The organism is Acinetobacter sp. 24-47-66 (assembly GCF_056779755.1).
Genome location: NZ_JBWYIL010000002.1, coordinates 274,101 through 288,159, shown reverse-complemented (window position 1 = coordinate 288,159; position 14,059 = coordinate 274,101). Strand labels below are relative to the sequence as shown.

Here is a 14,059-nt window from a genome sequence, read left to right as displayed (position 1 = left end):
GATTGTTATCTCATCTTTATGGATAAAAGTATATTTAGAAAATTTATTAAGTTCAAAAATAAAGCCGACGATTCGAGTGATGTGAAATCGTCGGCCAAAATACTTCAGTCATTCAAATTTAGGCTGCTAAACTAAATTTTTCTGCAAGAAGCATGATTTATAGGTCTCATTGGGGTATAAGGTCACCGTGTATCATTGCGGATGCCGGTGCAATGACTACGCGGTTGCTACTGACCTTGTACCCTATATAACGCATAAGGTTGTGATTCGGTTGACAAGAAAATTAAAAATATTTGATTTATTTTCGGTTATGCTTTGAGACAGGATTTTATCGCGTCTGAGAGTTATGGTTTCTTTAAGAAAATATTTTTTATGGTTCTTTTTACTTTGTTTAGGATTAACGCTGGTTGCAGGTATTTTGGCAGCGTTATTGCCTTCGGCAATTGCAGGAATAGTCACTGCACTTCCATATTTAATAGCGATGATTGTTGTTTTATATAAATTTATTCATCAACAACAACGGGCACCTTCGGATCAAGAACGTAAGAAATTCACATTAGGCTTTACCTTGATTTTTTGGGGCTATAACTTTCTTGGTGTTTTTTTAAGTATTTTATTTTTCTCGAGAAAAGACCCTGAAATTTGGCAGAACTTTTTACTCTATATCCAAAATTCCAGTTTCTTAAGTCTCAGTGCAATTATGATTTTGATGCTGGCGATACCATTATATTTAATTACCTTTTGGTTTTATGGTCCACAAGCGAAGCGCATGGCGAATAAATTGGTGGTAAATAAGTAATCATGAATTGAGCTCAAAGGCATCTTTCACCACGATAGAGTGATCAGATCATAAGAGTACTTCTATGTATCATCCTTGCGTTTTGGTTACTGGTGCAACAGGTTTTATTGGATCTTATTTGGTTGCATATCGGCTAGATCAAGATTATCAAGTGATTGGTTTAAGCCGACAGTCCAATCCAAAAATGAAGCATCCACGTTTGACATGGGTTCAATCTTTCGATGATATCCAACACGCTCAAATTGACTATGTTATTAACTTAGCGGGTGAAAGTATTGGTGATGGTCGCTGGACGCAAAGGCGAAAACAAAAACTCATCGACAGCCGAGTGAATACGACCGATGCATTATTACATTATCTGCTGACCCATCAGCAACATCCCAAGCGAATTATTTCTGGTTCTGCTGTAGGATATTATGGTATTGATCCTGATCAAGTATGGTCAGAAAAAAACAATGAGCAGGGATCATCTCAACCGATCTTTATGTCCGAACTTTGCCAAGAGTGGGAGAGGTCGGCTCTCCAACACAAAAATCAGTTTGATATTAAGGTCATTCGTTTAGGCGTGGTGTTTGGGCATGGCGGAGGAATTTTACAACAATTACTCTTACCGATTCGATTTAATCTGGTAGGTAAAATTGGTTCAGGTCAGCAGCCCTTAGCATGGATTCATATTCAGGACGTGATTCAGGCGATTGAATTTCTGATGTTGAATGACACTCCAAACGAAATTTTTAATTTCGTTGCTCCTGAACAAACGAATCAGGTGTATTTTGTTCGCACCGCAGCAAAAATTTTAAACAAGAAACCGCTTTTAAGTCTGCCTGATTCATTGTTTAAAATCATGTTAGGTGAGCAGTCTCAATTGGTTTTAAATGGACAATACGTTATACCAGAAGCACTTATTCAAGCAGGTTATACATTTCAATATCCAGAACTCAAAATGGCGTTGGAGCAACTACTTCCATCACATTAAACTTGAAACTTCAAAGATGGGTCATAGGGGCTAGGATCAACGAGGGTGGTCTGATTCAGCATGAGTTGTCGTAGTAACTGCGCTGCAGCTGGGCCCATGCATAAACCATTTCTAAAATGACCAAAATTCGCCCATAAGTTTTTCATTTCAGGCATTAAACCGATATATGGAATTCCATCAGGTGAGCTAGGTCTCAAGCCTGCCCATTGTTGCACAATCGGGAAATTTTTAAGTTCAGGTATGAGTTGAATGCATGCTTGGTAAATGGATTGTTGTGTTTTCAAATTTGGGCGATGTTCAAAACCTAATTCTGCCATACTGGAACCACAGACGATATGGCCATCTCGACGTGGAATCATATACATGACCTTGTACATACACATCGTGGGTAGCCAGTTTTCAGGGGTTTTGAATAGGATCATCTGCCCCTGAACAGGTTGAACAGGGATATTGAAATCGAGTTGTGATGCCCAATGTGCCGACCAAGCTCCAGTAGCGATAACATACTGATCAGCTTTAATTTGATGTTGATCATGCAGAACAATGGATTGCACTTGCTGATTTTGAATCAGTAATTTTTCTACCCACTTATGCTCGATAATCTTTACTTTTGAATGTGATTTAAGATAAGTCAGAATAGACTTTAAAAGACGAGGATTACGAACATTAGACAATTGTGGAAAATGCAAAGCCTGCTTGAAAGTATTAGAAACTCGTGGATTCAGATTTCTTAATTGAGTCTCGTCGAGTAAATTGCAATGCTGCATCGGCTCGTTATATTGCGCCTTATAACTGAGTCCAATCTCAAAATCATCTTCATCAAAAATTAACATACCTGAATCGTGAATTTCGAAATCAATGCCACTCCATGGTTGAATTTTTTGATTCCAAGATTGATATAACGATTTACCATGTTGTGCCAATTGATTGACTGCTTTGGGATAACGCCAAGGATACATAGGTGACAAAATACCACCACCTGCCCAAGATGCAGCTTTAGCTGCTTGTTTTTGATCAATGAGGGTAATTTCACAACCTTGTTCGAGTAATTCAAGCGCTGTTAGTAAGCCGCTAATTCCACATCCAATGATGGCAACGTGCATTTTTATCCACCTTCAAAATGACGGGGTGTATTAGACCATATTCAAGCTCTAATCGTGCAAATAATCTCAATGATGTAAAGAGATCGATGAGATGTAAGATGTTAAATGAGTGAGTTAAAAGTTAGGTCTCGAATACAATGATAATGATTTTAGTAGAAAAAAAGCGCTTTATGGAAAAGCGCTTTTGATTCAATAGTGTATTACAGATCTTTAAGCATTTTTGCAGCATCTTCAGCAAAATAGGTCCAAATTCCATCTGCACCAGAACGACGACAGCTCATCAGTGATTCTAAAATCACACTTTCAGAAAGCCAGCCGTTTTGGATTGCTGCTGCCAACATGGCATATTCACCACTCACTTGATAAACAAATGTTGGAATGCCAAATGTGTCTTTAACTTCACGTACAATATCTAGATATGGCATCCCTGGTTTTACGATCACCATGTCTGCACCTTCTTGAATATCTAGTGCAATTTCGTGAAGAGCTTCAGCTCGGTTTCCTACATCCATTTGGTAGTTATACTTATTACCACCTTTTAAATTAGATGCTGAACCCACTGCATCACGGAAAGGACCATAGAAGCTTGATGCATATTTGGCAGAATAAGCCATGATATTGGTATAAATATGACCATTTGCTTCAAATGCTTGACGAATCGCAGCAATACGACCATCCATCATATCACTCGGTGCGAAAACATCGGCTCCTGCTTCTGCATGGCTTAAACCTTGTTTAATCAGACACTCAACAGTTTCATCATTCAGGACATAACCTGTTTCATCGATGATGCCATCCTGACCATGTGTTGTATAAGGGTCTAAAGCGCCATCAGTGATGAGTACCATTTCTGGTAATTCTTTTTTTAGAAGACGGACAGTGCTTTGAACTAAACCATCATCTTTCCATGCTGCTTCAGCAGTTAAACTTTTGTCTTCTTGTGGGGTAACTGGGAATAAAGCTAATTTAGATACACCTAATTCTAAAAGTTTTTCAGCTTTGTTTAACAACAAATCAGCTGAAAGACGGTGAATATTTGGCATACTAGGTATTTCTTGGGTTTGATTTTGACCTGGTAGAACAAATACCGGATAAATGAGATGTTCAGCAGAAAGATGTGTTTCTCTCACCATCGCTCTGAGTTTGTCATTTTTTCGAATACGGCGCATGCGTGTTGCAGGAAAAGCAGGGCGATTAAACGTATAAGTCATCACAATCTCGATGTTTGGTATTTTACTTGGGTCTAATTGTAGCCCCCTTAAGGCGGTTTTTGGGAAAATGCTGATGGTTTTTTCTCATGATGTTAATTTGAGTTTTGTATGAACGATTCCCAAAAAAAATGGATGGGTAACCTCCATTTAGGTGCTAAACCTGATCTTGAAGTGGTATTAAATCAACTCACTCAAGTATTTAATACCTCTCCTTATTTCGCTTATAACGAAATGCAAATGCGTGTCGTAGAAGGTGAAATCCAAGGCTATATTGAGATGAAACCTAATCTCATTGGTAATATTTCTTTCCAAATTTTGCATGGCGGTGTAGCGGCAACATTACTTGATAGTATTGGCGGGATTGTTGCAATGGGCGAGCTTTACAAGCGTGCAGAGCCTGATATGTTGCCTGAAACTTTAAAGAAAGTTTCACGTTTAGCAACAGTGGATATGCGAGTGGATTATTTATCACCAGGGCGCGGAAAGTATTTTATTGCCACTGCTGAAGTCCTACGCATGGGTCGCAAAGGTTGTACGATGCGCATGAATATGGTGAATGATGAAGGTAAAGCAATTGCAACAGGTATTGCTTCATACGCATATTGAAAAATCTATGTATCTCTTATAAAAAACCGCCCTTGTAGGCGGTTTTTTATACTAAATATCTGATCTTGAACGTTTTAAAGCACTATTCCATTGATGTAAATGGAATTGACGTTGATCTTCAGACATTTTTGGCTCAAAAGCTCTTTCCAATTTCCATGATGCCGCAATATCAGATGGATCTTTAAATACACCTGCAGTTAAACCTGCCATTGCCGCAGCCCCCCAAGCCGTTGACTCCAAAAGTTGCGGTCTTAACACAGGAACATTCAGTAAGTCGGCTTGAAACTGCATTAGCATATCATTTTGACTCGCACCACCATCTACACGCAATTCTTTTAAAGGGTTTCGAATATCAGATTGCATGGCATTCAAAACGTCAGCGACTTGAAATGCGATTGATTCGAGAGCTGCTCGCGCAATATGTGCTTTATTTGTCCCTCTAGACATACCGCATAATAATGCGCGGGCATCCGTATCCCAATGAGGTGCTCCTAAGCCTGTAAAGGCAGGAACTAGTATGACACCATCGGTACTGTTAACTTGACACGCCAATTGTTCAACTTCTTGGCTACTTTGAATAATTCCAAGTCCATCACGTAACCATTGTACAATTGCACCAGCCATAAAAACACTACCTTCAAGCGCATACGAGGTGTGTTCTTTGCATTGCCAAGCTAAAGTGGAGAGGAGTTGATTTTGACTCAGTTGAATTTGATCACCTGTATTGAATAACATAAAGCAGCCAGTACCATAGGTGTTTTTAGCTGAGCCTACGTCAAAACATGATTGACCAAATAACGCTGATTGTTGATCACCTAGAATCCCTGTAATTGGAATTTCTGCACCTAAGAGACCTTTGGCTGTATTGGAAATATAGCAATCAGAAGCCACGATTTTGGGTAGTATTGCTTTTGGGATATTAAATAGTGCGAGTAATTCGTCATCCCATTGCTGGGTATGCAAATTCATTAACATGGTTCTTGAAGCATTCGAGACTTCAATCACGTGTTCAGCACCTTGAGTGAGATTCCAAACTAACCAGCTATCAATGGTTCCAAAAGCCACTTCGCCTTGTTCCGCACGAGCTCTTAAACCATCAATATTTTCAAGTAACCACACTAATTTTCCAGCACTGAAATAAGGATCAATGCGGAGTCCTGTGGTGTAATTTATCTTGTTTTGTAAGTCTTGTTGAATGAGGGAATTACACCAATCACTTGCTCTGCGATCTTGCCAAATAATCGCAGGGGCTAGAGGTTCACCAGTTTTTTTATCCCAAATCACTGTCGTTTCGCGTTGATTGGTTAGGCCTAAAGCTTTGATATCTTTAGGCAGTAATCGCGCATCAGCAATTGCTTGCTGCACTACTGCGATTTGTGAACTCCAAATTTCTTGTGCATTTTGCTCTACCCAGCCTGACTGTGGTGTTCGTATTTTAGTTTCTCTTTGAGCTGTTGCATGAACGTTTCCATGTTCATCAAAAATGATCGCACGACTTGACGTCGTCCCTTGATCCAGTGCAAGTAAATAACTCATAAAATATGCAATTTTGAACTTGAAAAAAGGGATTTTATCTCAATTATTGAAATAAGCGCATGTGTATGTGTAATTGTTGTGAAATTTGAGGTCGTATTTTCAAACTTTTATGCTATGATTGCGTTGTACTTTGGGGATGTTCCTGGCTTCGACGCTGGTGATGAAACTCATAGATGCATGCCGAGAGCGCATTTTCTCTCGTAAATAAAATTTGCATTTTAAATAGTCGCAAACGACGAATCTTACGCTCTAGCTGCTTAAGGGCAGCTTGTCCGCATCTCTGAATACTTGTGGTTAGAGATCCCGACTGAAGCGCACGCACACAAGTCCGTATAACATCAAGCCTTGGGGTGTTGTACTAAACTTAAAGGATCGCTCTCTTAACCCTGTTCGTCGGGTCTTTGAGGGTTAAAGCAATAGACGATATCTAAGCATGTAGTAATCTCGAGTGTAGTGCTTGCGGACGCGGGTTCGACTCCCGCCATCTCCACCAAAATTCTTGTTATAAATCAGCCACTTTTTAAAGTGGCTTTTTTATTTGCCACATTTAGCGCCACATTATAAGAGCTATAATTACCCAAAAGTTCATTTTGTATATATATCAGTCTTGGTGATTTGATGATTTTTTGTGCCAGTGAAGGCGGTGTCTAAAAAATAAGCCTTAATATAAGTTCTTAATTATGGCAAAGTGATGCCATTCTAAAATAATGAATTTTGGTTGATTTTAAACATGACCCAAGTGCAACTCCAACAACTGCAAAAACAACTCTGGAACATCGCAAATACCTTACGTGGGAAAATGGGAGCGGATGAGTTCCGTGATTACATCTTGGGTTTTATCTTCTTTAAATACTTATCTGAAAAATCAGTCAACTTTGCCAATGAACTACTCGACGGCGAAGACATTAGTTTTTTAGAGCTAGATGAAAATAATGCCGAGCATGTACCGTATATCGAAGTTATTAAAAAGAATGCCATTAGCGAAGTCGGTTATGCACTCACACCAAAGCAATTGTTCCATACACTAGCTGAACGTGGTCGTCAGGGTGAGTTTATTCTGGATGATCTCACAGCCACTTTAAAAGCTATTGAACAAAGCACTTTAGGCTCAGACTCAGCAGATGACTTTGCCAACCTGTTTGAAGATATGGATCTCAACTCAAGTAAGTTGGGGAATACGGCGAGTGATCGTAATGAGTTAGTGGCAAAAGTCCTTAGTCATTTAGATGATATTGATTTTGATATTTCCAATACTGAAGCCGATGTATTGGGTGATGCCTATGAATACCTGATTGGTGAGTTTGCGTCTGGTGCAGGCAAGAAAGCAGGTGAGTTCTATACACCGCAATCGGTTTCGACCTTGCTTGCCAAGATCGTGACACAAGGTAAAGAGCGTTTACGTTCAGTCTATGACCCGACTTGTGGTTCAGGTTCACTGCTTTTACGTGTGAAGCGTGAAGTGAAAGATGTAGACATGATTTACGGTCAAGAGATGAACCGTACCACTTACAACTTGGCACGTATGAACATGATTCTGCATGATGTGCATTTTGCCAAGTTTGACATTAAGCAAGAAGATACTTTAATCCGTCCTCAGCATCTGGATAAACGTTTTGACGCCGTAGTAGCGAATCCGCCATTTTCTGCAAAGTGGTCAGCCGATCCGCTATTTTTACAAGATGAGCGTTTTAGCAGTTACGGCAAGCTTGCACCAAGTTCAAAAGCGGATATGGCATTTGTTCAGCACATGCTTCATCACTTAGATGAAAACGGTACGATGGCAGTCGTCTTACCCCACGGCGTTTTATTCCGTGGTTCAAGTGAAGGTGTGATTCGTCAGTACTTGATTGAGCAGATGAATGTGATTGATACCATCATTGGTCTACCTGCCAATATTTTCTATGGTACTTCTATTCCGACCTGTATTTTGGTGCTGAAAAAAGACCGTGAGCATAAAGACAATATTCTGTTTATTGATGCCAGCAATGAGTTTGAAAAGCAAAAGACCCAGAACAAGTTATTGTCTGAGCATTTAGACAATATTATTGCTGCGTTTGAAAACCGTCAGAATATTGAGAAATATGCCAAAGTTGCCACTTTACAGGAAGTGAAAGACAACGACTTTAATTTAAACATTCCACGTTATGTGGATACCTTTGAAGCGGAAGCTGAGATTGATTTAGATGCGATTGCGAAACAGCTTCAAGCTTTAGAAGTCGAAAGCCAAAAAACTGATGCGGTGATTGCAGGATTCTGTAAAGAGTTAGGCATTGATTCACCATTTGCGGAGGTGAAGTAATGGCTACGCCTAAATTACGGTTTAAAGAGTTTAATGGGGATTGGAAAAGTTCACTATTAGGTGAATTGATAGGGATTTCATCGGCTTCCCGTGTTTTTAAGGATCAATGGCAAGAGTCAGGTGTTCCTTTTTATAGAACAAGTGATGTTGTTTCCTTTTTTAAGGGTAAAGAAAATGAAAAAGCATTTATTTCTCTAGAGCTATTTGAAGAACTTGCTAAAAAGTCAGGAAAAATTCAAAAGGATGATTTGTTAGTCACAGGTGGTGGAACAATTGGTATTCCATATCTAGTACCTAATAATGAACCTCTATACTTTAAAGATGCTGATTTACTTTGGTTAAAGTCATCAGGAATTATTAAAGGATCATTTCTTTATAATTTTCTTGTAAGTCCTAAATTTAGAGAGTATTTAAAGAGCATTTCCCATACAGGGACAATTTCTCATTTTACGATTGAGCAGGCAAAGGCAACTCCCTTCAATTACCCATCTAAACAAGAACAAACCAAAATCGCTTCTTTCCTTTCTGCAGTGGATGAAAAGATTAGTCAACTGACCCAAAAACACGAACTGCTGAGTCAATATAAACAGGGTATGATGCAAAAGCTGTTTAGTCAGCAGATTCGTTTTAAAGCGGATGATGGGAGTGAGTTTGGGGAGTGGGAAGATAAGCCATTAAATGAAATTGCATCTAAGCAATCAGGTAAGAATAAAGATGGAAATATTACAGAGGTTTTAACCAATTCTGCTACTCAAGGTATTATTAAACAAAGTGATTATTTCGAGCGAGAGATCGTTACTGAATCAAATTTGAATGGTTATTTCATCGTGAACCTAGATGATTTTGTTTATAACCCACGTATTTCTGTTCATGCACCAGTTGGACCTGTAAAACGTAATAAAAAATGTTTAGGTGTAATGTCACCTTTGTATACAGTTTTCACAATTAGCGAAGGTAATCTTCAATTTCTAGAATACTTTTTTGAAAGCAACTTTTGGCACGATTATGTCAAAAGTGTAGCTAATTCAGGTGCAAGACATGACCGAATGAACATTACAAATAAAGACTTTTTTGATATGCCTGTTCTTTATCCTTGTCTAGAAGAACAAACCAAAATCGCTAATTTCCTCTCTGGCATCGACCAAAAAATTGAAGTGGTGGCACAGCAAATTGAACAAGCCAAACAGTGGAAGAAAGGCTTGTTACAGCAGATGTTTGTGTAGAGGGATCTTATGTCTGAATGGCTGTTTCCTGTTAATCCTGCAATTTATGATATAGATCGTGCTTATCATGATGCACATCAAATATGTTGGGCAAAATACGATTTTGAATTCCAAATTAATGACATACTATTTTTATATGTGACTGAACCAATAGGAAAAATCCAATATCAATATCAAGTTATTGGTTTTATAGGTCACTCTGACTTGCCAGAAAAAGATAGAGAATATTGGTTAGATCAAAAAGAATTAGATGCATATAAAGGTGATTACTTTCTAATTCAACCAATTAAAAAAGTTGAGAAATCATCACTGTCTAGACGATATTTAGCCGAATTAGGTCTAATCACACCAAAAGATACTTTGCAGTCGCATAAGACCACTAAATTTGTGAAAGGTAAATCTTTAGATAAGGTTGAAGCACATAAAAAATTGCTTAGTTATATTGCTGACCAGTTTAGTAATGTTGAAGAGACCAACTATCCTGATGAAGCAGGTGTCAATAGCCCCAAATTTTTTGAAGGCAAAAAGATAACTGTCACTGTAAATGGCTATGAGAGATGCCCTAAAGCGAGAGCTGAATGTATTGCCATTTATGGGACTCGTTGCTATGTCTGTGGCATGAGCTTTGAACATACCTATGGCGCATTTGCTAAAGATTTTATCCATGTACATCATATTGAGCCGTTATATACGATTGGTGAGGAGTATGAAGTAGATCCTAAAGAAGATCTAAGACCAGTCTGCCCAAATTGTCATGCAATGCTGCATAAAACCGAAAATGGTATTCCAATGACAATTAAAAGATTAAAACTTTTATACAGTGTTTCTTTAAGCAATCCGCTTAGACAAATTTTTGATGATGAATGAAAAAAGTTAATACAGAATCCGTGTGGTAGAAAAATGCTTGTTACAGCAGATGTGTGTTTAAAGCATTTCAATTTGAATCACCATTCATGTTTACGGACAGTATCTCTCTTGAATAAACATGAATGGGCTTGTTATACGGTTTTATAGAATTTTTGGTATTTCATCAAAAAGTTTGAAAGGAAAATAAAGATGTGGTTTTTATGGGGAATTATTATTGCCCTATGTGCAGTACTATTATGGTACCGCACAAGAATTGTGATTAAAACAAAAGGACGTTACTCACCTGTGAAATTTTGGATGGTGAGGTAGCAAGTCTTTAGGTTGAAATTTTTCTTAGGTCCACAACTAAAGAAGCTTAAAAATGAAGGGGAAAAAGTTTATGTGACCCCAGAATTAATCTGCTATTTAGAAAGCTTACTTCCTATACGGTTTGAAGCCTTAAAAGGGTTTAACGGTATTGATGAAGTCTTAATGTATCTCGTGATTTTGGATATCCCAAATGAGAAAAAAGGTGAGTTCATTGAACTGTATAAACACTATCAGAAGGTGTATGACAGTGAAAAAGCGTTAACGATAGATTATTATTTTTATGACGTTAAAAATGAATATCACATGAACAGAAATGAAGCGATGTCTTTCTACTATCTCAATAAAAAATTGGGTAGGTATGAAAATTTCAAAAAACATTCAAATTACATCGTTGTAGAGCCTCATCCTATTTTTTAAGTCAGTAAGTAAGATATCAGCACGATCAGCAGATGGTTGTTAATCCAAATCCTCCATAAGAAGACTTATACTTTTCAACTCCATGTGTGCTTGTGGGGGATGTTTTGATCTTAAATTGAGCACTCAAAATTTATACTACCTAAAGTAGTCTTGTCTAAAAATACCTGAAAAGTAAAATATTGTGCAAAATAAAGGCTTAAGTTAGGTGAATAACATATTCACAGTCTTGTTAACTTGAAACACGCCTCTTTGTTGGTTTCCAAGGATTAATCTAAGTTAAAGATTGGGTAAATAATAATTTGGGGTAGTCATGATGTTAGATTGGCAAAAATGGAAGTATGAAAATCGCTACAAAATTCAGCATATCGTTGGGTATGAAGAAAAGTTTGTCGACGAAATTTTAAGCCAAATCCCTGGGATTACACCCGATGATGTTGTTGCTCAGTTCCCATTCAAGGACAGTAAAGCCGGTAATCGTTATATCGATTTCATGATTATCAATGAAACGAAGGGCTACAAACTACCGATTGAATTAGATGGCTATGCCAAACTCAATAACAAAGGTTATGAAAAGTTTAATGACTTTCTAGAACGTCAAAATGACCTCATTCAACAGTTTGGTATTGTGTTGCGTTATACGAATAAAAAAGCATTTAACCAACAGCAACAAGTCATTTCTGAAATACGTCAAGCTTTAAAAACACAAGCAAATCGACAAATTACTGATGCGTTAAAGCAAGAACAGCTCCAACGTCTCATTCAAGAATATGAGGCAAAAATTGCAGAGTATGAAAAACTTCGAGTCAAAGAGCATCACGATCCATCCGTAGATATGACGAATGAGTTGAGCGAAGTTCGTAGTGGTCTCAATGTATTTAAGCAAAACCATATGCAAGAGCTCGAGAAAGTTCGGAAAGAACTCTCAGATATGAAAGGTCGGCAAGATGAACATTTGGGGTCAATCAAGAAAGAAATTCGTAAGTATTTAATGGTTGGTGCTGGTGTGGTGGCTTCAATTGCACTTGGCGCAGTCGTTTATATCCAATCAAAAACATCAGTACCGAATACAGATGTTCATGTACTTAAAACAGAGACTGAATTCTCAGATCAGCCAATCTCTTTCAGTAGTGGTCATAGTCAGTCTTATACAGAAGCATCACAAGCCATTCATCATATTGGTGAAAATAAAGTCGTTTGTGGGCAGGTTGCACAGTATAAAAAATTCTCTAAAGGAGTATATTTGAATTTTGAGCGACCTTATCCTAAAGCGACTTTTACAGTTGTGATTTGGAACAATAATGCTCATATCAGTCAACAGCTTCAAAATGTAGAAAATAATACACTTTGTGTTAAAGGGTTGATTGAGGAGTACAAAGGAAAGCCACAAATAATTCTAAACTCACTCAATCAAATAATTTAAAGAGAAAAGAAATGTTTGAGTTTGCTGTTGGATTTGCAATTTTGGTAGCGGTCATCATTGTTCTAAGTATTTGTAATTTCTTTTCAGAGACATATCAGGAGCTGAAAGAAAAAGAACAATACGATCTTGAGCAAAAGAAAAAACAAGATGCATTGAATCTAGAAGCACAAAGACAGAAGGCTGAACAAGAGCTAGAAGCACAGAGAAAGAAGGATGAACTAGAGTTAGAGCTAAGAAGGCAAGCAGGACTTGAGCCTATATACCAAGAGCAAATGCGTAAGATAAAGCAATATAAAGTTATTATTGCTTGTTTAAGTGCTTTCATCGTTTTGATGCTAGGTTACTTGATAGTGCCAAAGAATGATTCGACACGAGAAACGATTTATGGTGTTTCTTCTAAGGTGGATGAAATGAATACGCCAATACAAGACGCCTCATTAAGTAGTCAGGAAGATCAAAACTTACCTAAAAGATTTACGCCATTGTTAACGAATGAAAGACTAGCAGAAATTAAACTAGTTCAAACTCAACCTTCTAATGAATCAAGAGAGATCGTTGAGCCAGTTATCGAAAATCCATTTGAAGGGAATACGAGCAATACAAAGACCATGAAATCGGATCAGATTTCGGTATATGAAGCTAGGTCACATATTGGAGACAATATGACAGTCTGTGGTGAGGTAAGTCAAATTTCACAAACATCAAAAGCAACCTATATGAACTTTGGTGGACAATATCCAAAACATAAATTCAGTGCGGTAATTTGGTCAAATAACATCATGCCAGCATCAGAGGGTAACAATATTTGTATCACTGGCTTAATCGAAAGCTATAAGGGTACTCCTCAAATTGTTATTAGCTCTATAGAAAATCAAATTTCACATCATTAAATGTATCAGGGAGTAGAGCATGTTTAAAAAAATTTTAGCGACGTCTATTTTGGCTATAGCAAGTGTTAGTGCTACAGCTCAGGAAGTTAAAATTGAGGCCATTAAAGCACCATTTCATGTTGGTAAATCAGTGATGGCATGTGGTCAATTGGCTGAAGTCAAACACTTTGACAATCGCCATTACTTGAATCTTGATAGAACGTACCCGAATCAAACACTTACGTTGTTAGTTTGGGACAATAACTATAAATGGTTTGAAGAGCGTTTTGGGCGTATTGATGGCATGGTGGGCAAGCGTTTTTGTGCTCGAGGAGCGATTGAAGAATACAAAAACAATCTGCAAATGAAGGTGAATAATCCTCAATTTTTACGCTTGATGAAATAGAAAAAAAGCTAATGTTTA

At 37.8% G+C, this 14,059-nt stretch carries 13 protein-coding genes and 1 other RNA gene; 11 read left to right on the top strand and 3 right to left on the bottom strand.

The annotated features are described in order from the left end of the window. Positions 1 to 346: 346 nt before the first annotated feature. Together AC1M84_RS03670 and AC1M84_RS03665 are read left to right on the top strand one after the other, a co-directional pair. The gene (locus AC1M84_RS03670; protein ID WP_481594447.1) at positions 347 to 799 is read left to right on the top strand and encodes an ABZJ_00895 family protein; all 453 of its coding nucleotides are present in this window, start codon (positions 347 to 349) and stop codon (positions 797 to 799) included. Between the two features lie 64 nt (positions 800 to 863). Continuing rightward, positions 864 to 1,775 (top strand): TIGR01777 family oxidoreductase, encoded by a 912-nt coding sequence (locus AC1M84_RS03665; RefSeq protein ID WP_481594446.1) that lies wholly within the window; start codon positions 864 to 866, stop codon positions 1,773 to 1,775. Here AC1M84_RS03665 and thiO read toward each other — a convergent pair. Further along, the gene (thiO, locus tag AC1M84_RS03660) at positions 1,772 to 2,878 is read right to left on the bottom strand and encodes a glycine oxidase ThiO (protein ID WP_481594445.1); all 1,107 of its coding nucleotides are present in this window, start codon (positions 2,876 to 2,878) and stop codon (positions 1,772 to 1,774) included. The two genes, AC1M84_RS03665 and thiO, sit on opposite strands and share 4 nt — an antisense overlap. Positions 2,879 to 3,078: 200 nt before the next feature. Further along, positions 3,079 to 4,089: a porphobilinogen synthase gene (gene hemB, locus AC1M84_RS03655; RefSeq protein WP_481594444.1), complete on the bottom strand. Its 1,011-nt coding sequence runs from the start codon at positions 4,087 to 4,089 to the stop codon at positions 3,079 to 3,081. A 108-nt stretch (positions 4,090 to 4,197) separates the two neighbouring features. Here hemB and AC1M84_RS03650 point away from each other — a divergent pair, with 108 nt between their 5' ends. Continuing rightward, a complete protein-coding gene (locus AC1M84_RS03650; protein WP_035266285.1) occupies positions 4,198 to 4,695 on the top strand; it encodes a thioesterase family protein in 498 nt (165 codons plus the stop codon). 51 nt (positions 4,696 to 4,746) lie between these two features. Here AC1M84_RS03650 and glpK read toward each other — a convergent pair whose 3' ends face one another. Continuing rightward, a complete protein-coding gene (gene glpK, locus AC1M84_RS03645) occupies positions 4,747 to 6,231 on the bottom strand; it encodes a glycerol kinase GlpK (RefSeq protein WP_481594443.1) in 1,485 nt (494 codons plus the stop codon). A 132-nt stretch (positions 6,232 to 6,363) separates the two neighbouring features. Between glpK and ssrA the strand changes: the two genes are divergently transcribed. The 8 genes from ssrA to AC1M84_RS03605 all read left to right on the top strand — a co-directional run bounded on the left by ssrA (position 6,364) and on the right by AC1M84_RS03605 (position 14,041). Further along, positions 6,364 to 6,724: a transfer-messenger RNA gene (gene ssrA / locus AC1M84_RS03640) on the top strand. A 237-nt stretch (positions 6,725 to 6,961) separates the two neighbouring features. Next, positions 6,962 to 8,530: a type I restriction-modification system subunit M gene (locus AC1M84_RS03635; protein ID WP_481593847.1), complete on the top strand. Its 1,569-nt coding sequence runs from the start codon at positions 6,962 to 6,964 to the stop codon at positions 8,528 to 8,530. Continuing rightward, on the top strand, positions 8,530 to 9,753 hold the full coding sequence (locus AC1M84_RS03630; RefSeq protein ID WP_481593848.1) for a restriction endonuclease subunit S: 1,224 nt from the start codon (positions 8,530 to 8,532) through the stop codon (positions 9,751 to 9,753). The genes AC1M84_RS03635 and AC1M84_RS03630 overlap by 1 nt, the downstream gene beginning before the upstream one ends. Positions 9,754 to 9,762: 9 nt before the next feature. Next, positions 9,763 to 10,620, top strand: a complete 858-nt coding sequence (locus AC1M84_RS03625) for an HNH endonuclease (RefSeq protein WP_481593849.1) — start codon at positions 9,763 to 9,765, stop codon at positions 10,618 to 10,620. A gap of 381 nt (positions 10,621 to 11,001) precedes the next feature. Beyond that, complete coding sequence (locus AC1M84_RS03620; RefSeq protein WP_481593850.1) at positions 11,002 to 11,346, top strand: hypothetical protein; 345 nt, start codon at positions 11,002 to 11,004, stop codon at positions 11,344 to 11,346. 310 nt (positions 11,347 to 11,656) lie between these two features. Next, the gene (locus tag AC1M84_RS03615; RefSeq protein ID WP_481593851.1) at positions 11,657 to 12,766 is read left to right on the top strand and encodes a hypothetical protein; all 1,110 of its coding nucleotides are present in this window, start codon (positions 11,657 to 11,659) and stop codon (positions 12,764 to 12,766) included. An 11-nt stretch (positions 12,767 to 12,777) separates the two neighbouring features. Then, positions 12,778 to 13,656 (top strand): hypothetical protein, encoded by an 879-nt coding sequence (locus AC1M84_RS03610; protein ID WP_481593852.1) that lies wholly within the window; start codon positions 12,778 to 12,780, stop codon positions 13,654 to 13,656. A 19-nt stretch (positions 13,657 to 13,675) separates the two neighbouring features. After that, positions 13,676 to 14,041: a hypothetical protein gene (locus AC1M84_RS03605; protein ID WP_481593853.1), complete on the top strand. Its 366-nt coding sequence runs from the start codon at positions 13,676 to 13,678 to the stop codon at positions 14,039 to 14,041. Positions 14,042 to 14,059 lie beyond the last annotated feature (18 nt).